Consider the following 22,408-nt stretch of genomic DNA (forward strand, 5'->3'; position numbering starts at 1 on the left):
GACGAGACATGAAGACCGATTGGCCTCTCTGGGAAGTGTTCGTGCGCGCGCGCGGCGGGCTTTCGCACCGCCACGCGGGATCGGTGCACGCGCCCGACGCGACGATCGCGCTCCGCCACGCGCGGGACACCTACACGCGGCGCATGGAAGGCGTCAGCCTCTGGGTGGTGCGCTCGTCCGACATCGCCGCGTCCGATCCCGAGCAGGCGGGGCCGATGTTCGAGCCGGCGGAGACGAAGATCTATCGTCATCCGACCTTCTACGACCTCCCCGACGCCGTGAAGCACATGTGATGACGGACGCGCTTTTCACCTACGCGCTGCGCCTCGGCGACGACAGCCTCGTGCTCGGGCAGCGGCTTTCCGAGTGGTGCGGCCACGCGCCGACCATCGAGGTCGACCTCTCGCTCGCCAACGTCGCGCTCGATCTCGTCGGGCAGGCGCAGCTCTTCCTCGGTTACGCGGGCGAGCTTGAAGGCAAGGGCCGCGACGCCGATCGTCTCGCCTTCCACCGCGACGTGATGGCGTGGACCAACTGCCTGATGGTCGAGCAGCCGAACGGCGATTTCGCGCGCACGATGGCGCGGCAGTTCCTGTTCTCGACATGGCAGAAGGCGCTGTTCGACAGGCTCGCCGTCTCGAAGGACGCGCGCCTCGCCGAGATCGCCGCCAAGGCTGTGAAGGAGGTCGCCTACCACGCCGACCTCGCCGCCGACTGGGTGATCCGTCTCGGTGACGGCACCGGGGAAAGCCGGACGCGCATGATCGCGGGCCTCGACTGGCACTGGCGCTTCGTCGACGAGCTGTTCCAGACGGACAGTGTCATCGAAACGCTCGTCGCCGAGGGCATCGCGGTCGATCCGGCCGCGCTGCGCCCGGTGTTCGAGGCGCGCGTCGCGGCGGTGCTCGCCGAGGCGGGCCTTCCCGCGATGGAGCTTCCGCGCCCCATCGTCGGCGGGCGCAAGGGCCATCATTCCGAGCACCTCGGGCACATGCTCGCGGTGATGCAGCACATCCCGCGCACCTATCCGGAAGCCGTCTGGTGAACGACGCACGCGCCATCATGGCCGTGCTTGCCTCCGTGCCGGACCCCGAGATCCCGGCGGTGTCGCTGGTCGATCTCGGCATCGTCCGCGACGTGCTCACCGATGCCGAGCCGCCGCGCGTGCTGATCACACCGACGTACACGGGGTGCCCTGCCACGGCCTACATCCAGCTCGCGGTCCGCGAGGCGCTCGATGCGGCGGGTATGGCGGATGTCGCCATCGAAACCCGCCTGTCGCCGCCGTGGACCACGGCGTGGATCACCAAGGACGGCCGCGAGAAGCTGCGCGCCTACGGCATCGACCCGCCGCCCGACGACATCCGCATGAACAGCCAGCCTGCCACCTGCCCGCGCTGCGGTTCAAGGAACACGCACGAGGTCAGCCGGTTCGGCTCCACCCCCTGCAAGGCGCTCTGGCAGTGCGACAGCTGCCGCGAGCCCTTCGACCGTTTCAAATGCCATTGAGGCCCTGAATGTCCACGCATTTCCACACGCTGAAGATCGCCGAAGTCCGCCGCGAGACGCCGAGCGCCGTCTCCATCCTGTTCGACGTGCCCGAGGCCGAGCGCGAGGCCTTCGCCTTCCGCGCGGGCCAGCACATCACGCTTCGCGCCGACATCGACGGCGAGGACCTGCGCCGCAACTATTCGCTCTGCGTCGCCCCGCACGAGGGCCAGCTTCGCGTGGCGATCAAGGCCATTTCCGACGGCCGCTTCTCGCGCTGGGCGAACACCGCGCTCGCCGCCGGCGACACGATCGAGGTGATGCCGCCGCACGGCAGCTTCTCGTGGGATTTCGATGCGAATGCTGCGCGGCATTACGTGGGCTTCGCGGGCGGCTCGGGCATCACGCCGGTGCTGTCGCTCCTCAAGACCGCGCTCCGCGAGGAGCCGAACAGCCGGTTCACCCTGTTCTACGGCAACCGCGCCAGCAACGAGATCATGTTCCTCGAGGAGATCGCCGCGCTCAAGGACCGCTTCCTCGACCGGCTGGAAGCCTACCACTTCCTCGAGGACGAGGACGACGAGGACATCGCCCTCTTCAACGGCCGTCTCGATTCCGGGAAGCTCGCCGAGCTGATGCAGGGGCTGATCGATCCCGCCGCCATCGACGCCGCCTTCATCTGCGGCCCCGGCCCGATGATGGACGCGGTGGAAAGCGCGCTGACCACGGCTGGCGTCGCGGCCGACCGCATCAAGGTGGAGCGCTTCACCACCGATCGCCCGACCGCCGAGCAGGCCGCAGCGGCACGCGAACTCGAGCGCAAGGCCGAAGGCCGCAAGATCGAGGCGACGCTGGAAGGCCGCCGTCGCCGCTTCGCATTCGAAAGCGCACAAGGCAGCATCCTCGACAGCGCCCGCGCGGCCGGACTGCCGACGCCCTACGCCTGCAAGGCGGGCGTGTGCGCCACGTGCCGCGCGAAGCTGGTGAGCGGCGAGGTCCACATGAAGGTGAACTACGGCCTGTCGCCGGAGGAAGTCGCGCAGGGCTATATCCTCACCTGCCAGGCCGTGCCGATGACCGACAACGTGATGGTCGATTACGACGCCTGATCGAAAAGCCCCTCCTCTTCAGGGGAGGGGTTTGGGGAGGGGCGGTTCCGCCCGGTGCAACGTCTGAGGATACGCCCCACCCCCGGCCCCTCCCCTGAAGAGGAGGGGTGATTTTACGCCGCCGCGTCGTCCAGACAGTTCACGTAGCGCGCGCGCAGCGTCTTCTTGTCGATCTTGCCGGTCGCCGTCAGCGGCACGGCGTCGAAGAAGATGCGGTCCGGCATCCACCATTTCGCGATGGCCGGGGCGAGGTGCGCGCGCATCGCCTCTTCCGTCACCTCGGCGTCCTCGTGGAGATCGAGGACGAGGACCGGACGCTCCTCCCATTTCGGGTGATGCACGCCGACCACCGCCGCGACCTTCACGCCCGGAAAGCCGACCGCGATGTTCTCGATGTCGATCGAGCTGACCCACTCGCCGCCCGACTTGATGACGTCCTTGGCGCGGTCGGTGATGCGCATGAAGCCGTAGCCGTCGATGGTGGCGATGTCGCCGGTGTCGAACCAGCCCTCGTCGTCGAGCGCACTGTCCTCCGCGCGGTAATAGCGCGCGATCGTCCACGGCCCGCGCACCTTGAGCGCGCCGGAGGTCTCGCCGTCGTGCGGGAGGACGCGGTTCTCCTCGTCGGTGATGCGGAGCTCGACGCCGAACTGCATCCGGCCCTGCCGCGTCCAGATGATGTCGTCGACATGATCCGCGCCGCCCTCGGCAAGCGCGGGTGTCGGCGTCGCGACGACGCCGAGCGGGTTCAGCTCGGTCATGCCCCAGAGTTGCAGCACCTTGACGCCGTAGGTGCGCGAATACGCCTCCGCCATCGCACGCGGCACGGCGGAGCCGCCGATCACCAGCCGCCGGAGCTTCCCCGTGGTTCCGCCGGTGCGCTGGAGATAATCGAGGTACATCGTCCAGATCGTCGGCACGCCGCCAGAGAAGGTGACGCCTTCGCCGAGCACGAGTTCGTGCAGGCTCGCCGGGTCCATGCGGTCGCAGGGCAGCGCGAACGCGCAGCCGTTCAAGGCGCCCGCAAACGGCAGGCCCCAGCCGGTCGCGTGATAGAAGCTGCTGCACGGCATGATGCAGTCGAACACGTCGAGCCCGAACGCGGACGGCAGGCTCGCCGCCATCGCGTGCAGCACCGTCGAGCGGTGGCTGTAGACGACGCCCTTCGGATGGCCCGTGGTGCCCGAGGTGTAGCAGAGGAACGCCGCCGTGTTCTCGTCGAGGCGCGGCCAGTCGATGGTGTCCGGCTGATCCGCGATCAGCGTTTCCCACGAGTCCGCGCCGACGCTGCCGGGGATCGTGTGCCCCGCATCGCTCAGCATCACGAAGCGCGTGAGCTGCGGCAGCATCGGCGCCAGCCGCTCGACCAGATCGGCGAACGTGCGTTCGTAGAACAGGATGCTGCTGCCCGCGTGTTCGATCGTGTAGGCGATCTGCTCATCGGTGAGGCGCGGGTTCGCGGTGTGCAGCACCGCGCCGATGCCGGGCGCCGCGAACATCAGCTCCATGTGGCGGTGCGTGTTCCAGCCGAGCGAGCTGATCCGGTCGCCCGGCGCGACGCCCATGCCGCGCAGCATGTGCGCCGCACGCGCGGTACGCGCGGCGAGCCCGGCATAGTCGTAGCGCCACAGCGGCTCGTCGACGAGCCGCGACACGATCGGCCGCGCGCCGTGCGCCGCGGCGGCGTGGGTGAGGAGCCCGCTGATCAGCAGCGGGCTGTCCTGCATCAATCCCAGCATCCGGGCGGCTCTTACCAGTCGAGCGGCTTGTCGATGTGGTCGGCCGCGCCGTGCGAGGCCGCGAGATCGTACATGAACTTCGCGTCCACCACGGCGGCGATGCTGCCGTCCGCGTTGTAGCCCATGAGCGGGCCGTTGACGGTGGCGAACATCACCATGCCGTCCGCGTCGGTATCGGGGATGTGGTTGATGCCGCCGGGCTCGCGCACGTACCAGCCGGCGCGGCCGCGGTCCTCGCCGTAGCCGAAGCCGCCTTCGAGCAGGATGCCCTCGACCGAGCCGATATGGCCGTGCACGGGCGCGAGGTTGTTCGGCCCCACCTTCAGCAGCATCGTGAACCCGCCCGTGTAGGGATTGACGTTCAGCAGCTTGAACCAGGTGTCGGGCATCACCCAGTCGTGCCACGGCAGCTCGGCGACATTGAAGAAGGCCGGGCGGTGCAGCGCGGTCTGGGCGATGTCGGGGCTGTCTTCCCGGGTGAGCAATGCCATGATGAATCCTCCCTCGTTTTTGAAACAGGGCGGCATTCTGCACATCTGCCCCGCGCCGCGGAATGGCGGGAAACACCTAAGGCGCAAGCTTAGGTGTTTCCCGCTATTGGAATGACAGGCCGCCTCTCTAGCTTTTCGTGCGAGCATAACGAGGTCTGCCCACGAGGCGTTCGGGGGCATTGGGGAGGGGTCCGCAGCATGCGTCTTCAGGGTAAGGTCGCCATCGTCACCGGCGCCGCGTCCGGCATCGGCCGCGCGACCGCCATCGCCTTCGCGCGGGAAGGCGCGCGCGTCGGCGTCACCGACATCAATCTCGCGGGCGCCGAGGCGACCGCCGCCATGATCGGCGAGACTGCGCTCGCTTTGCGGCTCGACGTGACGAGCGAGGCGGCATGGGCGGAGGCGACGTCGGCGGTCGTCAAGCGTTTCGGCAAGCTCGACAGCCTCGCCAACGTCGCGGGCATCGGCTTCCCCGGCACGATCATGGACCTCGCCATCGACCAGTGGGACAAGATGATCGCGGTGAACCTCACCGGCGTGATGCTGGGCTGTCAGGCGGCGATCCGCGCCATCTCGGCGAGCGGCGGCAGCGGCGCGATCGTCAACGTCTCGTCGCTGGCGGGTCTCGTCGGCATTTCGGACGTCGCGGGCTACTGCGCGTCCAAGGGCGGGGTGACGACGCTTTCGAAATCGGTCGCGCTCTACTGCGCGGAGCAGCGCCTGCCGATCCGCTGCGTCTCGGTGCACCCCACCTATGTCGACAGCGAGATGCTGGACCCCGTCGCCGAAGCCATCGGAAACCGCGCGGCGATGATCGCGGGCATGGCGAGCCTCGTGCCGATGGGCCGCATCGCCAGACCTGAGGACATCGCGAACGCCATCCTGTTCGCGGTTTCGGACGAGGCGGCCATGCTCAGCGGATCGCCGCTCATCATCGACGGGGCGCAGCTCGCCGGCCCCTCCAGCGCGCACACGAAAGGCTGAACGTCATGGGACGCGTAAACGGCAAGGTCATCATCGTGACGGGCGCCGCCGCCGGGCTCGGCGCGGCGATCGCCGACCGGCTGGTGGAAGAAGGCGCGACGGTCATCCGCACCGACATCGCGCAGGGCGAAGGCGTCGTCCGGCAGGACGTTGCCGACGAGGCGGGCTGGCAGGCGCTGATCGACGAGACGCTGGCGAAGCACGACCGCCTCGACGGGCTCGTCAACAATGCCGGTATCTCCTCGAGCAAGAGCCCGATGGACCCCGAAGGCGCGGCGCTGGAGGACTGGCGCCGCATCAACACGGTGAACGTGGAAAGCGTGTTTCTCGGCTGCAAATACGCGATGCCTGCCATCGCGAAGGGCGGTGGCGGCGCCATCGTCAACATGTCGTCGATCGGCGCGCTCGTGCCCACGCCTTTCATCGCCGCCTACGGCGCCTCCAAGGCGGCGGTCGCGCAGTTCACGCGCTCGCTGGCGCTGCACTGCTGCGAAAGGAACTACGCCATCCGCTGCAACAGCGTGCACCCCGGCCAGATCCGCACGCCGATGCACGACGTGCTGATCGCGCGCACCGCCGCCGAGCACGGCATCAGCGAAGACGATGCCGCGCAGGCCTTCCTCGCCAAGGTGCCGATGAAGACATGGCAGGAGGCGATCGACATCGCCAACGCCGTGCTGTTCCTGCTGTCGGACGAGGCGCGCTTCATCACCGGCACCGCCGTCGTCGTCGACGGCGGCATGAGCCTGACCAACTAGGAGAACCCCGCTTGAAAAACCTCGACTTCGGCCAGCCGATGGGCGGCATCATGCAGATCGCCTACATCGTGCCCGACATCACCGCGGCGATGAAGCACTACATGCCGCGCCTCGCCTGCGGCCCGTGGTTCGTCATCGAGCACTTCCCGCTGTTCGACGCGCAGTATCGCGGCAAGCCCACCGAGCTCGACATCACGCTCGCCATCGGCTTTTCGGGCGCGATGAGCTTCGAGCTGATCCAGCAGAACAACTGGGAGACGCCTTCGGTCTATACCGAGGTGCAGCAGAAGCGCGGCTGGGGCTTCCACCATTTCGGCGTCTCCAGCGCGGACTTCGACGCGGACGTCGCGAAATACAAGGCGCTCGGCCACGACATGGCGCTGTACGGCGTCGCGGGCGTCGGCGCGCGCGCGGCCTACATGGACACGTCGGACGTGCTGCCCGGCATGATCGAGCTGATCGAGATGACCGACCAGACCGAGGCCTTCTTCACGATGATGAAGACCGCGTCGGAAAACTGGGACGGCAGCGATCCCATCCGCGTGTTGCAGCCGCCGGCCGAGTGAGTGCAGAACAGGCCCATGACAAGCAAGGTTGGTCTTGACGCGATTGAGCACGCGTCGCGTGACGAGCTTGGCGCGTTGCAGTTGTCGCGCCTCAAGCAAAGCCTCGCCCACGCCTATGCGGGCAACCCTGCGTACCGTGCGAAGTTCGACGCGGCGGGTGTGCATCCCGACGACCTCGTGTCGCTGGAGGATTTGGCGAGGTTCCCGTTCACGACGAAGGCGGACCTGAGGGACGCCTACCCGTTCGGCTTCTTCGCGGTGCCGCAGGAGAAACTCGCCCGCATCCACGCCTCGTCGGGGACGACTGGCAAGGCGACCGTGGTGGGGTACACGAAGCGCGACATCGAGACGTGGTCCGGCCTCGTGGCGCGTTCGATCCATGCTGCGGGCGGGCGCCCGGGCATGAAGGTGCACGTCGCCTACGGCTACGGCCTGTTCACCGGCGGCCTCGGCGCGCACTACGGGGCGGAGGCGCTCGGCTGCACGGTGATCCCGATGTCGGGCGGGCAGACCGAGAAGCAGGTGCAGCTGATCACCGACTTTGCCCCCGAGATCATCATGGTGACGCCGAGCTACATGCTGGCGATCCTCGACGAGTTCCGGCGGGAAGGCATCGACCCGGCCCAAAGCTCGCTGAAGGTGGGCATCTTCGGCGCCGAGCCGTGGACGGAGGCGATGCGCGCCGAGATCGAGGGGGCGTTCGCGATCGACGCGGTGGACATCTACGGGCTGTCCGAGGTGATGGGTCCGGGGGTGGCGCAGGAGTGCGTGGAGACCAAGGACGGGCTCACCGTCTGGGAGGACCATTTCTACCCCGAGGTGATCGACCCGGAGACGGGCGAAGTGCTTCCCGATGGCGAGGAGGGCGAGCTGGTGTTCACCTCGCTCAGCAAGGAGGCGATGCCGATCGTGCGCTACCGGACGCGCGACCTGACGCGTCTGCTTCCCGGCACGGCGCGCACGATGCGGCGCATGGCGAAGATCACGGGGCGGTCGGACGACATGCTGATCATCCGGGGCGTGAACGTGTTCCCGAGCCAGATCGAGGAGCACATCCTGTCGGTGCCGGCGCTCGCGCCGCACTTCCTGATCGAGCTGACCCGCCCGGACCGCATGGACATGGTGCGCCTCTCCGTCGAGGCCCGCGAGGACACCGACGCCTCGACCCACGCCGAGCACGCCTACACGCTCGCACACCGCATCAAGACCATGGTCGGCATCAGCGTCAAGATCGACATCGTATTGGCGGGAACGCTCCCACGATCACAAGGCAAAGCAAGCAGGGTCGTCGACAAGCGGCCGAGAGAGTAAGCCTGCATACAGATCGCGCGTCCCTCGACTTCGCTCGGGATGAAGGACCTTTATACCCTGCAAGAACGTATCTCATCCCGAGCGAAGTCGAGGGACGCATCATACCCCATGTCAGCCGTTGCGGGCGCCGCATACACCGCCTAGACACGAACGCTCTGTTATTGCGAACGAAAGGCGCGCGGGTGGCCCGGACACAGGCGGCGGATTATGACGAGCGGCGGATGGCCGTGCTCGACAAGGCCGCCGAGCTTTATGCGCATTCGGGGTTCCACGGCTGCTCGATCGCCGACCTCGCCGCCGCGTGCGGCATGTCGAAGTCGCTGCTCTATCACTACTTCGCCTCGAAGGAGGACATCCTCTTCGAGATCATGGACGGGCACATCGGCGCGCTTGCCGAGCTGGCGGACGCCTGCCGGGGCGAGGCCGATCCCGCGCTGCGCTTCCGCAAGCTGACGCACGGCTTCCTCGAGCTCTATGCCGACGCGTCCGCGCGGCACCGCGTGCTGGTGAACGATCTCGACAAGCTGCCCGAAAAGCGCCGGCGGCATATCGTCGATACCGAGCGCACGCTCGTCGATCTCGTCGCGCGCACCATCGGCGAGATCGCGCCGGCGCTTTCCCGGGAGGACGCCCGCGTGCGCGCCATGCTCTATTTCGGCATGATCAACTGGTCGCACACATGGTTCCGCCCCAAGGGCAGCTTCACCGTGGAGGCGCTCGCCGAGACGGTGATCGACCAGATGCTGGACGGGCTGCGCTGACCCGACGATCCTCCGGCGTCTGTCATCAGAGCTGATGACAGACGCCCGCCCCCGCCTCGTCTAAAGTCTTCCTCAAGGTCCGCGAATGCGGCGTGACACATGAGGAGGTTTACCGTGGCAAAACCATTCGCATCGTCGGCGGACACCGCCGAGAAGGTCGAGACGCTGGAGATCCTGGCGGACGGCGTCTACGCGCTGACCGCCGAGGGCGATCCCAACGTGGGCGCGATCGAGGGCGAGGATTTCGTCGTCGCCATCGAGGCGCGCGCGACGCCGGTCGCGGCGCGCGACTGGCTGGCGAAGCTGCGCCGGCACACCGACAAGCCGGTGAAATACCTGATCCTGACGCACTATCACGCCGTCCGCGTGCTCGGCGCGAGCGCCTTCGAGGCCGAGCACATCATCGCGAGCGAGATGACGCGGAGGCTCATCGAGGAACGCGGCATGGAGGACTGGGCGAGCGAGTTCGGCCGGATGCCGCGCCTGTTCAAGGAGCCGGACTCGGTGCCCGGCCTGACGTGGCCGACGCAGACGTTTGAAGACACGTTCAGCATCGACCTCGGCGGGACTCGCGGCACGCTCGACCTCGCCTTCTGCGGGCGCGGCCACACGGCGGGCGATATCGTCGTGTGGCACGACAAATCGAAGACGCTGTTCGCGGGCGATCTCGTCGAGGCCGAGGCGGCGCTCTATACCGGCGACGCCTTCCACATGGACTGGGCGGCGGGCACGCTCGACAAGGTGAAGGCGTACCGCGCCGAGAATTTGATCGGCGGGCGCGGCGCGGTGGCGAAGGGCGTCGCCGCGACGGACGCCGCCGTCGAGCAGACGCGCGAGTTCCTGAAGACGATGATCGACAAGGTGGGCGCCGTGCACCGCGCCGGCGGCACGCTCAAGCAGGCGTTCGAGGCGACGCACGAGGCGCTGTTCCCGAAGTTCGGCCGCTGGCCGATCTTCGAGCACTGCCTGCCCTTCGACGTGCAGCGCCTGTGGGACGAATTCGAGGGCATCGACTGGCCGCGCATCTGGACGATGGAGCGCGACCGCGAGGTCTGGGCCGAGCTTCAGGACTGACGCAGCATGGCAACGGCGATCTCAAACGCGGGCATTCCGATCCACCGCCCGATCGGCGCGTCGCCGCCGGGCACGGACGGCGAGCCTCTCGAAACGCTGATCGTCGGCGCCGGGCCGGTGGGGCTTTCGATGGCGCTCGACCTCGCGCGGCGGGGCCGCAAGGTGACGGTGCTGAGCCGGCTCGACTTCATCGCGGCGGGCTCCAAGGGCATCTGCTATTCGAAGCGCAGCCTCGACATCTGGGACCGGCTCGGCGTCGGGCAGGCGATGGTGGACCGGGGCGTCGTGTGGAATGTCGGCAAGGTGTTCTGGGGCGCGAACACGACGCCGATCTACGAGTTCGACCTGCTGCCGATCAAGGACCAGCGGCGGCCCGCCTTCATCAACCTCCAGCAGTATCACGTGGAGGCGATCCTCGTGGAGGCGCTTGGCCAATACGCCAACGTCGACATCCGCTGGGGGCATGAACTGACGGCGCTCGATGCGCGGGCGGACGGCGTGACCGTGACGGTGGAGGCGCCGGGGGGCGCCTACACGATCGCCGCCGACTGGCTGATCGCCTGCGACGGCAACAAGTCCACCGTGCGCGGCCTGATGGGCCTCGATTTCGAGGGTCGCGTGTTCGAGGACAATTTCCTCATCGCCGACATCCGCATGAAAGGCGAACATCCCGCCGAGCGCTGGTTCTGGTTCGATCCGCCGTTCAACCCCGGCCAGTCCGCGCTGATGCACAAGCAGCCCGACGACGTGTGGCGGCTCGATTTCCAGCTCGGCTGGAACATCGACCGCGAGGCGGCGATGCGCCCCGAGAACGTCGAGCCGCTGGTGCGCGCCATGCTCGGCGACCACATCGAGTTCGAGCGCGAGTGGTACAGCGTCTACACCTTCCAGTGCCGCCGGATGCAGCGCTTCGTGCACGGCCGCGTGCTGTTCGCGGGCGACAGTGCGCACCTCGTCTCGCCGTTCGGCGCGCGCGGCGCCAACAGCGGGCTCGCCGACATCGACAACCTCGGCTGGAAGCTGGAGCTGGTGCTGGAGGGCAAGGCGCCGGAGAGCCTCCTTGAAAGCTACAACCACGAGGCGGTCGTGACGGCGGACGAGAATATCCTGAACTCCACGCGCTCCACGGATTTCCTCACCCCGAAGTCGACCGCGAGCGCGGCGTATCGCGACGCCGTGCTGAGCCTTGCGGGCGAGCACGCGTTCGCGCGGCCGTTCGTGAACAGCGGCCGGCTTTCGACCGCGGTGTCCTACCCGGCGAGCCCGCTTTCGACGCCCGACGAGGACGCGGACTGGAACGGCGTTCCGCCCGGCTCGCCCGCGCTCGACGCGCCGATTGGCGAGGACTGGCTGCTCGGCAGGCTCGGCGGCGGCTTCCGCCTGATCGCGAACGGCTGGCAGGGCGAGGCGCCGGTGCCGGTGGTCGACGTCGCGGGCGAGGCGCTGATCCTCGATCGCTATGACCTGTCGCCAGGCAGCGCCTGCCTGATCCGGCCCGACCAGTACGTCGCGGCGCGCTGGCGGCGGCCTTCGACAGCCAAGGTCTCGGCGGCGATGGCGCGCGCGGGAGGTGCGGCATGAGCATCAGGCGGCCCGACGACATCTACGAGGCGCTGATCGCTGCGCAGGCGGGCATGAGCGAGGCGGAGAGCCTGCGCTTCTCGGCACGGCTGATCCTGCTGCTCATCGACCGGATCGGCGACGACGCGGCGGTGACGCAAGCGATCGCAGCGGCTAGAGAACCGACTCCGGCAGCGGGATCGGATCGGCAAGCGTGACCGTGTCGAGGATGCGCGCCGTCTCGTCGCGCACCATCACCATCAGGCGGTGCAGGCGGCACTCCGCTTCGGTGACGCAGTTCTCGCAGGGCTTGTAGTCGAAGCGGCTGGCGCAGGGCACCAGCGCCAGCGAGCCGCGCGTCAGCCGCACGATGTCGCCGTAGCGCACGTCGACCGGCGGCACGGCGAGCCAGTAGCCGCCGTCCGGGCCGCGCTTGGTGCCGACGATGCCGAGACGGCTGAACTCCGAGAGGATCACCGTCAGGAACTTTTTCGGGATGTTCTGCGCCTCTGCAATGTCGACGAGCCGGATCGGCCCCTTGCCGTAATGGTCGGCAAGGTGCTGGAGCGCGCGAATTGTATACCGCGTCCGTTGAGAAAGCATGGTCCCCCCTATGATGCCGCAATAAGGCAATGCCGTGGCAAAGGGCAATTGACACGTCGATACCGCCCGCTTCTTGTGCTGGCACATGCGTATCCTGCTGATCGAGGACGACGAACGCGTCGCCGCCTACGTGGCGAAGGGCCTCGGCGAGGCCGGCCACGTCGCCGAGCATATCGCCGACGGGCGCGAGGGCCTCTACCGCGTGGCCGGGGAAGCCTATGACGTCGTGATCCTCGACCGGATGCTGCCGGGCGTCGACGGGCTCACCATCCTGCAGACGATGCGCGCCGCGGGGAACCGCACGCCGGTGATCATCCTCTCCGCGCTCGGCGAGGTGGACGAGCGGGTACGGGGCCTGCGCGCGGGATCGGACGATTACCTGACGAAGCCGTTCGCCATGTCGGAGCTGCTGGCGCGGATCGAGGCGCTCGGGCGGCGGCCCGCGGCGGCGCCATCGAAATCGACGCTCGCCGTCGCCGACCTCGAGATCGACCTCCTGTCGCGCACCGTCTCGCGCGGCGGCAGGCGCATCCCGCTCAGCACGCTCGAGTTCCGGCTGCTCGAATACATGGCGCGGCACGCCGGGCACGTGCTCACCCGCACGATGATCCTGGAGGCGGTGTGGGACTATAATTTCGACCCGCAGACCAACATCGTCGACCAGCACGTGAGCCACCTGCGCCAGAAGATCGACAAGGGCTTCGACGTGCCGCTGATCGAGACCGTGCGCGGCGCCGGATACAGCCTGCGGAGGCCGTAGGGTGCGCCGGGCGGCCTTCCGTTTCTCACGCGGCATGACGTTCCGCCTCGCACTCGCCTACAGCGCGCTGTTCGTCGTGTCCTACGCGGCGATGGGGGGGCTCGCCTGGTGGATCTTCGTGACCTCTCCGCTCGCCGAGGTCCGCGGGACGGTGCTGGCCGAGGTACAGGCGCTTTCGTCCGTGTATGAGCGGAAAGGCGCGTCGGCGCTGGTCGCGGCGTTGAACGCGCGCACGGAGAAACCCGCGCGGCGGCGCGCCTTCCACGCCCTGATCGGACCCGGCGGCGAATGGATCGCCGCAAACATGCCCGCCCCGCCGCCGCTCGTGGCAAGCCCGTGGTTCCGTTTCGAGTTCGAGACCTTCGAGCACGGCCTCGCGCGGGAGAACGAGGCCTATACCTACGAGCGGCGCTTTCCGGACGGCACACGCCTGCTGGTGGCCCGCGATACCGAGGACGTCGACGAACGCGAGGAGCTGATCGGCCAGGCGATCGGTTGGGGCACGGCCGTTGCGGTGCTGCTGGGCGTGCTCGGCGGCGTGCTCATGAGCCGCGCCGTCGGCCGCCGCATCGACGCCATCACCGGCACGGCGGAGCGCGTGATGGCGGGCGATCTCAGCGGCCGCGTCGAGCTTCGGGGCACCGGCGACGACTTCGACCATCTCGCCGAGACGCTGAACGCCATGCTGGACCGCATCGAAAGCCTGATCCAGTCCGTGGCGCGCGTTTCGGACAGCATCGCGCACGAGCTGCGCACGCCGCTGGCGCGCATCCGCGCCGATCTCGAGGAGCTGGACGGCGCCGGCGACGCCGCGACGCGGGAGGCGCTGATCGCGCAGGCGAACGAGAGCGCCGCGCGCCTGCAATCGACCTTCGACGCGCTGCTGCGCATCGCGCGCATCGAGGCCGGCCGCCACGCGCTGGCGGCGGACAGCGTGAACCTGTCGGCGCTCGTCGCCGACGCCGCCGAACTCTACGCCCCCGCCGCCGAAGCCGAGGGCCTGCGGCTCGACAGCGATGTCGAGCCCGGCATCCGCGTGTGGGGCGACCGCGACCTGCTGTTCCAGGCGGTCGCCAACCTGATCGACAACGCCGTGAAATACACGCCCCCCGGCGGCAGCGTCCGCGTTGCGCTGGCCCGCGAGGGCGCACGCGCCCGGATCGGCGTGACGGACGACGGCCCCGGCGTCGGCGCGGACGACCTGCCGCGCATCACCGAGCGCTTCTTCCGCGCGCCCGCACAGGCCGCCGCCGCCGGGCAGGGCCTCGGCCTCGCGCTCGTCGACGCGGTCGCGCGCTGCCACCGCGCCGAGCTTGCATTCCGGAACGAGAGCCCCGGCCTCGCCGCGACACTGCGCCTGCCGCTCGCCAACTGAACGCGCGCGGCGCACGCGCCGCCTCAACATGGACGCATCCAAATGTTCGGCCAACGCGGCCGCCATCTCCGCCGCGCAGGGGGTCTCCGTAGTTTCCGGAGACCGACATGCAGAGCGCCCGCGCCCTTCGCCGCGCCCCGACCGACACGTGGAAGCCGCTGCGCGTGCCCGATGCGCCGATGCGGCGCAGCACGGCCGCGGTTCAGGCAGCGATCCTCGTCTATGACCTTCGCGCAAGCGGCGTCGTCCGCAACGCGCTCCGGATCGCCGCGGCGGCGGCCGCGTCGGGGCTTGCCGCCGAGCTCTGGGTCGTGCGCCGCACCGGCGCCTTCGCGGCGGAGGCTGGCGGCGTCCCCGTGCGCGTGATCGCGGAGGGCGCGGCGCGCCTCTCGCGCGTTGCCGACAGCGCCCTGACGCTCCCGGCGCTCGCCGCCGCGATCCGCCGCGTCCGGCCCGCCGTTCTGCTCTCCTCGGGCAACCACATGCACGCCTTCGCCTGCGCCGCGCATCGCCTGTCCGGCGTGTCCGGCACGCGGCTGGTGGGCCGCGCGAGCAACGCGCTCGCCGCCGCCACGCCGCCCAAGCGCGCGGGGCTTGCGGCGGGGCCGATCCGGCGGAGCGCCGTGGCGCTCGAACGCGCGCAGTTCGGCATGATGGACGGCGTGATCGCCGTGTCGCGCGAGCTTGCCGACGACCTCAATCGCCGCGCCGGGGTTTCCGGCGCGCGGCTCGCCGTGATCCCGAACGGCGTCGATGTCGACGCGATCGGCCGCGATGCGAAGGCCCCGGTCGACCACCCGTGGTTCGCGGACGGCACGCCGCCGGTGGTGATCGCGGTGGGCCGGCTGAGCCCGCAGAAGGATTTCGGCACGCTGATCCGCGCCTTCGCCGCCGCGCGGCGCGCGCGCCCGCTGCGGCTCGTCATCCTCGGCGACGGCCCGGCATCCGAGCGCGCGCGGCTGACGGCGCTTGCGGAGACGCTCGGCGTCGGCACCGACCTGTGGCTCGGCGGCTATCAGGCGAACCCGCACGCCTTCGTTGCGCGCGCGCGGCTCTCGGCGCTCTCGTCGCGCTGGGAAGGGGCCAGCAACGTGCTGATCGAGGCGTTCGCCTGCGGCACGCCGGTCGTCGCCACCGCCTGCCCCACCGGCGTCCGCGAGGTGCTGACGGAGGCCTGCGGCACGCTGGTCCCGGTCGGCGACGACGCGGCGATGGCGGCAGCCCTGCTGGCGCGCCTCGACGCGCCGCGTGATGCCGCGGCGTGCCGCGCGCGCGCCGCCGATTTCAGCCTGCGCGCGATGACGGACGGATACGCGCGCTACCTGCACGCGATGGTTCGGGAGACGGCCCGAGAGACGGTCCGCGAGACGGTGCGATGAGGCACGAATATTCGAAGCAGTTCTACACGCGCCGCGCCGACCGTGCCGCGCGCTCGGCGCAGGCGCTGGTGCCGCTGATCGTCGACCTGCTCGGCCCGTCGTCGGTGATCGACGTCGGCTGCGGCGACGGCATCTGGCTGAACGGCTTCCGCGCCGAGGGCGTGGAGACGGCGATCGGCCTCGACGGCCCGTGGGTGCCCGGCAAAAGCCTGCGTATCGACGCCGCGTCGTTCGTGCGCTTCGACCTCGGCAGCGCGGCCGTACCGTTCCGGCCGCCGCTGCCGCAGGCGCGCTTCGATCTCGCCATGTCGTTCGAGCTCGCCGAGCACCTCGATGAGACGCGCGCCGATGCCTTCGCCGACCTGATGGCCTCGCTGTCGGACACGCTGCTGATCTCCGCCGCCGCGCCGCATCAGGGCGGCACCGGCCATGTCAACGAGCGCTGGCCGGACTACTGGGCGGAGAAGTTCCGCGCGCGCGGCTACAAACCGTTCGACTTCCTGCGCTATGCGCTCTGGACCGACGAACGCATCGCGCCGTGGTATCGCCAGAACCTGATCGGCTATTTCCGCGGCGAAGTGCCGGAGGCCGTGCAGCGCTTCGGCGAGGCGTCGCTGCGCGGGCTGCTGGAGCGACCGCTGCCGCTCTGCCATCCCGGCGTCTTTTCCTACAAGCTCGGCAAGCTGCGCGGCTGGCTGACGCGCCCCCTCGCCACGGGCCTTGCCGAATATCGCCGCCGTCGCGGCTGACGCTCAGCCCGGTTTCCGCGCCAGCAGCACCGACACGCCGATGCCGCAGAGGATGAGCGCCATGCCGGCGAAGTGACGCGGCCCGAGCGGCTCGCCGAGCAGCGACGCCGCGAGCAGCGCACCGAACACCGGCATCAGCGTGATCGACTGGCCTGCCTTCGCCGCCCCGATCATCGCCACCGCCGCATTGAACAGGAAATAGGCGGCGAGCGAGGGGAACAGCGCCACGTACAGGAACGCGCCGACGATTTCGGGCCGCCAGTCGATCGCGGACGCCTGCCGCCATTCGAGCGCCGCAAGCGGCAGCATCGCCGCGACCCCGATCGCGAAGGTGACGGCGAGAAACGACAGCGGGTGCACGTCGGGACGGAGCCTGAGCAGGCTGGTGTAGACCGCCCACGCGACGACCGCCGCGAGCACCAGCGCGTCGCCGCGCCCGAAGTGCAGGCCGAGCACCGCGGCGAAATCCGGGAACAGCACGACGCCGACGCCGAGGGTCGAGAGTGCCACGCCCGCGACCTGCCACGCCGAGGCGCGCACCCCGAACGCCAGCGCGTCGATGACGAGCACCAGCGCCGGGATCGCGGCCTGCAACAGCAGCCCGTTGGTGGCGGTCGTGTCGCGCAGCCCCGAATAGAGGAGCGCATTGAACGCGCCGACGCCGACGAGCCCCAGCACCAGCACCGGCCGCCAGTGCCTGAGCAGCACCCGCCTGTCCGCTGCCACGTGCCGCAGCGCGAACGGCGCGAGCAGCAGGAACGCGCCGAGCCAGCGCACGAACGCCAGCGTGAACGGCAAAATGTCGTCCCGCACCGCGCGGCCCACGATGGCGTTCCCGGCCCAGAACAGCATGACGAGCGCCAGCATCGCATATGCCCGAAGCTCAGCGCTGCGGGCGGGCATCATTCGTGGCGGAGCGCGTCGATGGGATTGAGCGAGGCCGCGCGCCGCGCCGGGAAATAGCCGAACACCACGCCGATCGCCGCCGAGAACAGGAAGGCCAGCATGTTGATCTTCAGGTCGAAGATGAAGGGCACCTGCATCAGCGGCGCGATCGCGATCGAGGCGAACAGCGCGATGACGAGGCCGATGAGGCCGCCGAGGCACGACAGCACCACGGCCTCGACGAGGAACTGCATCAGTACCTCGCGCGCCACCGCGCCGATGGCGAGGCGGATGCCGATCTCGCGCGTGCGCTCCGTCACCGACACCAGCATGATGTTCATGATGCCGATGCCGCCGACGAGCAGCGAGATGGCCGCCACCGCGCCGACGATCTGGGTGAGGATCGTGGTCGTGCCGGTCAGCGTGTCCGAGATCTGCTTGGTGTCGAAGACGTTGAAGTTGTCGCTGTCCCCCGGCTTGATCTTGCGCCGCTCGCGCATCAGCGCTTCAAGCGAGGCCTGCACTGTGGAGGTCTCGTAGGCGTCGTCCACCGCGACCATGATCTGGCTGATGTCGCGGTCGCCCGTGAAGCGCCGCTGCACGAACTTGATCGGCATGACGACGACATCGTCCTGATCCTGCCCGAAGCCGCCCTGCCCGCGCGTCCCGAGCACGCCGATGACCTGACAGGACACGCCCTTGATGCGGAAACGCTGGCCGAGCGGATCGGCCTGCCGGAACAGGTTGTTCTTCAGCGTGTTGCCGATGATGCAGACCGGCTTTCCGGCCTGCTCCTCTTCCGGCATGAACAGGCGGCCGCTGTTCAGCGGCCATTGCTGCGCCTCGAAGTAGGACGCCGTGGTGCCGTTGACCGTGGTGTTCCAGTTGTTGCCTTCGTAGATCGCGGTTCCCGACGACTGCGCCATCGGCGCCACGGCGCGCACACCGGTGAGCTGGCTGGCGATGGCGGTGACGTCCTCGGGCTTGAAATCCGGCGGACGCGGGCCGCCGCCGCCGCGCCCGAAGCCCTGCCCGGGACGAAGCTGGAGGATGTTGGCGCCGAGGCTGGCGATCTGCTCGCGCACGGCGGCGGTCGCGCCGTTGCCGAGCGTCGTCATGGTGACGACGGCGGCGACGCCGATGATGATGCCGAGCGTGGTGAGGAACGAGCGCAGCTTGTGGCGCATGATGGCGCGGAAGGCGAGCGTGACGGTTGTGCCGAGCATCGGTTACGCCCCCATCTTTCCGGTATTCTCGATGCGCTCGACGAGGCCGTCGCGGAAATGCACGATGGTGCGCGCGTAGGCCGCCATGTCGGGCTCGTGCGTCACCATCAGCACGGTGATGCCGCTGCGGTTGAGATCGGTGAGCAGCTCCATGATCTCGAACGAGCGCTCGGTGTCGAGGTTGCCGGTCGGCTCGTCGGCAAGCAGCACGTCCGGGCTCGTCACGATCGCGCGGGCGATCGCGACGCGCTGCTGCTGGCCGCCGGAAAGCTCGGCGGGCGTATGGTCCCACCACTCCCTGAGGCCGACCTTGTCGAGCGCCGCCATGCCGTGCTCGTAGCGCGTGCGCCGGTCCTCGCCGCGGTAGAGCAGCGGCAGCTCGACGTTTTCGAGCGCGGTGGTGCGCGAGAGCAGGTTGAAGCCCTGGAACACGAAGCCGAAATAGCGGCGGCGCAGCAACGCGCGCTGGTCGCGGTCCAGCGTCTCGACATGATGGCCGTGGAACAGGTATTCGCCCGCGCTCGGCACATCGAGGCAGCCGAGGATGTTCATCGCCGTCGACTTGCCCGATCCCGACGGGCCCATCACCGCCACGAAATCGCCGCGCGCGATGTCGAGGTCGACGCCTTTCAGCGCCTGAAAGGCCGTCGCGCCGGTGCCGTAGGTCTTGGTGATCCCGCGCAGGCGGATGATGGAGTCATCGGCCATTGCCGGCCTTTTCCGCCGAACGCTGCCCGGCGCCCGAATTTCCGCCCGAATTTCCGTTCGAACGCGCTCCGCGCTGCTGCGGCGCCTGCTGCCCGGCGACGAGCTGGCCGACGATGACCTTCATGCCGTCCTTGATGTCGCCGCTCTGGATCGCGGTGTTGGTGCCGTCGCTGTCGCCGACGACCACTTCGACCGCCTTCGGCGCGCCGTCCGCGCCGACGACGTACAGCGTCTGCGTGCTGCCCGCGCCGAAGCCCACCGACTTCTGCGCGCTGCCGCCGCGCCGCGGGCGCATGACGAGCTGGCTGGTGATGCCGCCGCCCTGCGCGGCGCCCGACTGCGTCGACGGATTGAAGCGAAGCGCGGCGTTCGGCACCAGCAGCACGTTTTCCACGCGGCTCGCGACGATGTCCGCGGTCGCGGTCATGCCGGGGCGCAGCGTCTCGTCGCGGTTGTCGACGTTCAGCACCGCCGTGTAGGCGACGACCGTGGCCGTGCTGCTCGACGTCGAGGACGACGAGCTGCCCGAACTCGCGTTGGAGCCGACGTTGACGCGCGTGACCTTCGCCGGAAAGCTGCGGCCGGGGAAGGCATCGACGCTGAAGGTCGCCGCCTGGCCGTCCTTCACCTGACCGACGTCCGCCTCGTCGACGGAGACCTCGACCTCCATCTCCCTCAGGTCCTCGGCGATGGTGAACAGCACCGGCGCGTTCAATGAGGCGGCGACGGTCTGGCCGGGCTCGATGTCGCGCGAGAGCACGACGCCGGTGACGGGCGAGACGATGCGCGCCTTCGACAGGTTGGTTTCCGCCGACGAAAGCTGCGCGCGCGCGACGAGAAGCTGCGCCTCCGCCGCGCGCAGGCCCGCGACGGACTGGCTGTAGCTCGCACGCGCGCTGTCCAGCTCGGTCTTCGACGGCACGCGGCCGCCGGACAGGCGGGAGACCTCTTCCTGCCGGTCGAGCGTCGCCTTCGCGAACGCCGCGCTCGCCTTCGCCTGCGCGATGCCGGCCTCGGCGGACGCGACCTGCGCGCGCGCCTGCGCCACCGAGTCCCTGAGCCGCGAGGGATCGAGCTCGGCAAGCTGCTGGCCGCGCGTGACGCGGTCGTTCACGTCGACGAACACCTTGGTGATGAGGCCCGACTGCTCGGAGCCGACATCGACCTGGTTGATCGGCTTCAGGTTGCCCGTCGCCGACACGGTGACGGTGAGGTCGCCGCGCTGCACGGGCCGTGTGTCGTATTGCGGCGCGTCGTCGGCGAGCAGGCTTCGGACGACGAGGACGAAGACGACCGCCGCCACGGCAAGCGCGGCATAGATCGCCCATTTGCGCCACGGCTTTTCCGGCTGCGCGCCGAGGAAGTCATCGAGCGACTGGGTGTTGGTGTCGTTCATTCGGGCCGCCATCCATCAATCGTGTTCATTGTCTGCCATCCGCCGCCGAGCGCGCTGTAGAGCTGCGCCGCTGCGAACACCTCGTCGCCCTGCGCATCGGCAAGGCCCTGCCGCGCCGACAGCAGCGACTGCTCGGCGCTGAGCAGCGTCTGGAAATCGGTGAGGCCGGCCTGATACTGGCTGCGCGCGAGAATCGCGCTGTTGTTCGCCGCGTCGTAGGCCTCAGTGTACTGCACCTGCCGCTCGCGCGCGGCGCGGAGCGCGACGAGCGCGTTCTCGACGTCCTCGAGCGCGCCGAGCACCGACGCCTTGTAGGCCGCGAACGCGCCTTCCGCCGCCGCTTCCTGTGCGCGGACGCGCGAGGCGGTGGCGCCGCCGTCGAAGATGAGCTGGCCGATCGAGGCGAACAGGCCGCCGGTGATGACATCGCCGAGGCCGCCCAGCGAAAGCGCGCTGGTGCCGACATCGCCGCTGATGCGGAGCGACGGATAGAGCGCGGACTGCGCGACGCCGATGCGCGCCGTCGCCGCCGCGAGCGCGCGCTCGGCCTGCCGCACGTCCGGCCGCTGACGCAGCGTATCGGCCGGGATTCCGGCGGTGATCGCATCGGGCGCGTCGGGAATCGGCGCCGCCGTTTCGAGCGCGCGCGTCGCCTCGCCCGGCGCGTCGCCGGTGAGCACGGCGATGCGGTTGAGCGCGCCCGCGAGGTTTTGCTCGATGGAGGGGATCGAGGCGCGGTTCTGCGCAAGCTGCGCACGCGCCTGTTCCTCGTCGAGCGAGGAGACGAGGCCCGCCTGCACGCGCCAGCGCGCGATGTCGTAATTGTCCTCGACCGTCTTCAGCGTGTCGCGCGCGATGCGGAGGCGCTCCTGCGCGAGCCGGGCGCTCACGTAGTTGCTCACCGTTTCCGCGACGATCGCCGCGCGCACGTTCGCAAGGCTGTAGCCCGCCGCCTGAAGATCGGCGCGCGAGGCCTCCACCGAACGGCGGATGCCGCCGAACAGGTCCACTTCCCACGACGCGTCGGCGCCGAGCGAATAGCTGCTGCTGTCGGGCGAGCCTTCGCGGAAGTTGCGCCCGCCGCCGCCCGAGGCGCTCACCGAGGGCAGGAAATCCGCCTGCGACTGCCGGAGCGATTCCCGCGCCTGCCGCAGCCGCGACACCGCCTGCGCGATGTCGAGATTGTTTTCGACCGCGCGCGCGACGAGCCCGTCGAGCACCGTGTCGTTGTAGACGCGCCACCATTCGGCGAGCGCGGCGTCGCCCTCGGGCGCGGCGCTGCCGTCGCTCCATGCGGTGGGCACGCCGAGCGCGGCAGGCACCGGCGCACGATAGTCCGGGCCGGCCGCGCACGCGGCGAGCGCCAGCCCGGAAAGGAGGGGAAACAGCTTCTTCACGCGCACCTTTTGTCGAAATCCAGCGGCCACGGAACGTTGCCACAAACGCCATACGTGCGACGTACAGGTTATTCCCTGCATTCGGGATG

24 protein-coding genes are annotated in these 22,408 nt (G+C 69.3%); 16 read left to right on the forward strand and 8 right to left on the reverse strand.

Annotated features, from left to right (window positions below; genetic code table 11):
• The first annotated feature begins 8 nt into the window (after positions 1-8).
• The 4 genes from paaB to paaE are packed head-to-tail and all read left to right on the forward strand — an operon-like array spanning position 9 to position 2,597.
• Positions 9-293: a 1,2-phenylacetyl-CoA epoxidase subunit PaaB gene (gene paaB / locus PE061_RS05440; RefSeq protein WP_271258141.1), complete on the forward strand. Its 285-nt coding sequence runs from the start codon at positions 9-11 to the stop codon at positions 291-293.
• Positions 293-1,045: a 1,2-phenylacetyl-CoA epoxidase subunit PaaC gene (gene paaC / locus PE061_RS05445; protein ID WP_271258142.1), complete on the forward strand. Its 753-nt coding sequence runs from the start codon at positions 293-295 to the stop codon at positions 1,043-1,045. The genes paaB and paaC overlap by 1 nt, the downstream gene beginning before the upstream one ends.
• The gene (gene paaD / locus PE061_RS05450; protein WP_271258143.1) at positions 1,042-1,509 is read left to right on the forward strand and encodes a 1,2-phenylacetyl-CoA epoxidase subunit PaaD; all 468 of its coding nucleotides are present in this window, start codon (positions 1,042-1,044) and stop codon (positions 1,507-1,509) included. The genes paaC and paaD overlap by 4 nt, the downstream gene beginning before the upstream one ends.
• Before the next feature lie 8 nt (positions 1,510-1,517).
• A complete protein-coding gene (gene paaE / locus PE061_RS05455; protein WP_271258144.1) occupies positions 1,518-2,597 on the forward strand; it encodes a 1,2-phenylacetyl-CoA epoxidase subunit PaaE in 1,080 nt (359 codons plus the stop codon).
• Between the two features lie 113 nt (positions 2,598-2,710).
• On the opposite strand, the gene PE061_RS05460 is transcribed toward paaE, so the two are convergent.
• Together PE061_RS05460 and PE061_RS05465 are read right to left on the reverse strand one after the other, a co-directional pair.
• The gene (locus PE061_RS05460; protein ID WP_271258145.1) at positions 2,711-4,336 is read right to left on the reverse strand and encodes a long-chain fatty acid--CoA ligase; all 1,626 of its coding nucleotides are present in this window, start codon (positions 4,334-4,336) and stop codon (positions 2,711-2,713) included.
• A gap of 11 nt (positions 4,337-4,347) precedes the next feature.
• Positions 4,348-4,827: a 2,4'-dihydroxyacetophenone dioxygenase family protein gene (locus tag PE061_RS05465; protein WP_271258146.1), complete on the reverse strand. Its 480-nt coding sequence runs from the start codon at positions 4,825-4,827 to the stop codon at positions 4,348-4,350.
• Between the two features lie 198 nt (positions 4,828-5,025).
• On the opposite strand from PE061_RS05465, the gene PE061_RS05470 reads away from it, so the two are divergent.
• The 8 genes from PE061_RS05470 (at position 5,026) to PE061_RS05505 (ending at position 12,059) form a co-directional block, all read left to right on the forward strand.
• Positions 5,026-5,811 (forward strand): SDR family oxidoreductase, encoded by a 786-nt coding sequence (locus tag PE061_RS05470; RefSeq protein ID WP_271258147.1) that lies wholly within the window; start codon positions 5,026-5,028, stop codon positions 5,809-5,811.
• A gap of 5 nt (positions 5,812-5,816) precedes the next feature.
• A complete protein-coding gene (locus PE061_RS05475) occupies positions 5,817-6,569 on the forward strand; it encodes an SDR family oxidoreductase (RefSeq protein WP_271258148.1) in 753 nt (250 codons plus the stop codon).
• A gap of 11 nt (positions 6,570-6,580) precedes the next feature.
• Entirely contained in the window at positions 6,581-7,135 is a 555-nt protein-coding gene (locus PE061_RS05480; RefSeq protein ID WP_271258149.1) for a VOC family protein, read from the forward strand.
• 15 nt (positions 7,136-7,150) lie between these two features.
• On the forward strand, positions 7,151-8,446 hold the full coding sequence (gene paaK, locus PE061_RS05485; RefSeq protein ID WP_271258150.1) for a phenylacetate--CoA ligase PaaK: 1,296 nt from the start codon (positions 7,151-7,153) through the stop codon (positions 8,444-8,446).
• A 182-nt stretch (positions 8,447-8,628) separates the two neighbouring features.
• Entirely contained in the window at positions 8,629-9,207 is a 579-nt protein-coding gene (locus tag PE061_RS05490) for a TetR/AcrR family transcriptional regulator (protein ID WP_271258151.1), read from the forward strand.
• A gap of 114 nt (positions 9,208-9,321) precedes the next feature.
• Positions 9,322-10,281 (forward strand): MBL fold metallo-hydrolase, encoded by a 960-nt coding sequence (locus PE061_RS05495; RefSeq protein ID WP_271258152.1) that lies wholly within the window; start codon positions 9,322-9,324, stop codon positions 10,279-10,281.
• 6 nt (positions 10,282-10,287) lie between these two features.
• On the forward strand, positions 10,288-11,862 hold the full coding sequence (locus tag PE061_RS05500; protein WP_271258153.1) for an FAD-dependent oxidoreductase: 1,575 nt from the start codon (positions 10,288-10,290) through the stop codon (positions 11,860-11,862).
• Positions 11,859-12,059 (forward strand): DUF2783 domain-containing protein, encoded by a 201-nt coding sequence (locus PE061_RS05505; RefSeq protein ID WP_271258154.1) that lies wholly within the window; start codon positions 11,859-11,861, stop codon positions 12,057-12,059. Before PE061_RS05500 ends, PE061_RS05505 begins: the two co-directional genes overlap by 4 nt.
• On the opposite strand, the gene PE061_RS05510 is transcribed toward PE061_RS05505, so the two are convergent.
• The gene (locus tag PE061_RS05510; RefSeq protein ID WP_271258155.1) at positions 12,016-12,444 is read right to left on the reverse strand and encodes an RrF2 family transcriptional regulator; all 429 of its coding nucleotides are present in this window, start codon (positions 12,442-12,444) and stop codon (positions 12,016-12,018) included. The genes PE061_RS05505 and PE061_RS05510 overlap by 44 nt on opposite strands.
• Before the next feature lie 85 nt (positions 12,445-12,529).
• Between PE061_RS05510 and PE061_RS05515 the strand changes: the two genes are divergently transcribed.
• From PE061_RS05515 to PE061_RS05530, 4 genes are all read left to right on the forward strand, one after another.
• Positions 12,530-13,204, forward strand: a complete 675-nt coding sequence (locus PE061_RS05515; protein ID WP_271258156.1) for a response regulator transcription factor — start codon at positions 12,530-12,532, stop codon at positions 13,202-13,204.
• A 34-nt stretch (positions 13,205-13,238) separates the two neighbouring features.
• A complete protein-coding gene (locus tag PE061_RS05520) occupies positions 13,239-14,579 on the forward strand; it encodes a sensor histidine kinase (protein ID WP_271258157.1) in 1,341 nt (446 codons plus the stop codon).
• 107 nt (positions 14,580-14,686) lie between these two features.
• On the forward strand, positions 14,687-15,958 hold the full coding sequence (locus PE061_RS05525; RefSeq protein ID WP_271258158.1) for a glycosyltransferase: 1,272 nt from the start codon (positions 14,687-14,689) through the stop codon (positions 15,956-15,958).
• A complete protein-coding gene (locus tag PE061_RS05530; RefSeq protein ID WP_271258159.1) occupies positions 15,955-16,707 on the forward strand; it encodes a methyltransferase domain-containing protein in 753 nt (250 codons plus the stop codon). Before PE061_RS05525 ends, PE061_RS05530 begins: the two co-directional genes overlap by 4 nt.
• 3 nt (positions 16,708-16,710) lie before the next feature.
• Here PE061_RS05530 and PE061_RS05535 read toward each other — a convergent pair whose 3' ends face one another.
• From PE061_RS05535 to PE061_RS05555, 5 genes are read right to left on the reverse strand one after another with little or no spacing between them, the layout of a single operon-like run.
• Complete coding sequence (locus PE061_RS05535) at positions 16,711-17,574, reverse strand: DMT family transporter (RefSeq protein WP_336297019.1); 864 nt, start codon at positions 17,572-17,574, stop codon at positions 16,711-16,713.
• A gap of 35 nt (positions 17,575-17,609) precedes the next feature.
• Positions 17,610-18,818, reverse strand: a complete 1,209-nt coding sequence (locus PE061_RS05540; protein ID WP_271258160.1) for an ABC transporter permease — start codon at positions 18,816-18,818, stop codon at positions 17,610-17,612.
• 3 nt (positions 18,819-18,821) lie between these two features.
• Complete coding sequence (locus PE061_RS05545) at positions 18,822-19,526, reverse strand: ABC transporter ATP-binding protein (protein ID WP_271258161.1); 705 nt, start codon at positions 19,524-19,526, stop codon at positions 18,822-18,824.
• On the reverse strand, positions 19,516-20,922 hold the full coding sequence (locus tag PE061_RS05550) for an efflux RND transporter periplasmic adaptor subunit (protein ID WP_271258162.1): 1,407 nt from the start codon (positions 20,920-20,922) through the stop codon (positions 19,516-19,518). Before PE061_RS05550 ends, PE061_RS05545 begins: the two co-directional genes overlap by 11 nt.
• The gene (locus PE061_RS05555; protein WP_271258163.1) at positions 20,919-22,325 is read right to left on the reverse strand and encodes an efflux transporter outer membrane subunit; all 1,407 of its coding nucleotides are present in this window, start codon (positions 22,323-22,325) and stop codon (positions 20,919-20,921) included. Before PE061_RS05555 ends, PE061_RS05550 begins: the two co-directional genes overlap by 4 nt.
• Positions 22,326-22,408 lie beyond the last annotated feature (83 nt).

It is taken from the genome of Sphingosinicella microcystinivorans (genome assembly GCF_027941835.1).
Classification (GTDB): Bacteria; Pseudomonadota; Alphaproteobacteria; order Sphingomonadales; family Sphingomonadaceae; genus Sphingosinicella.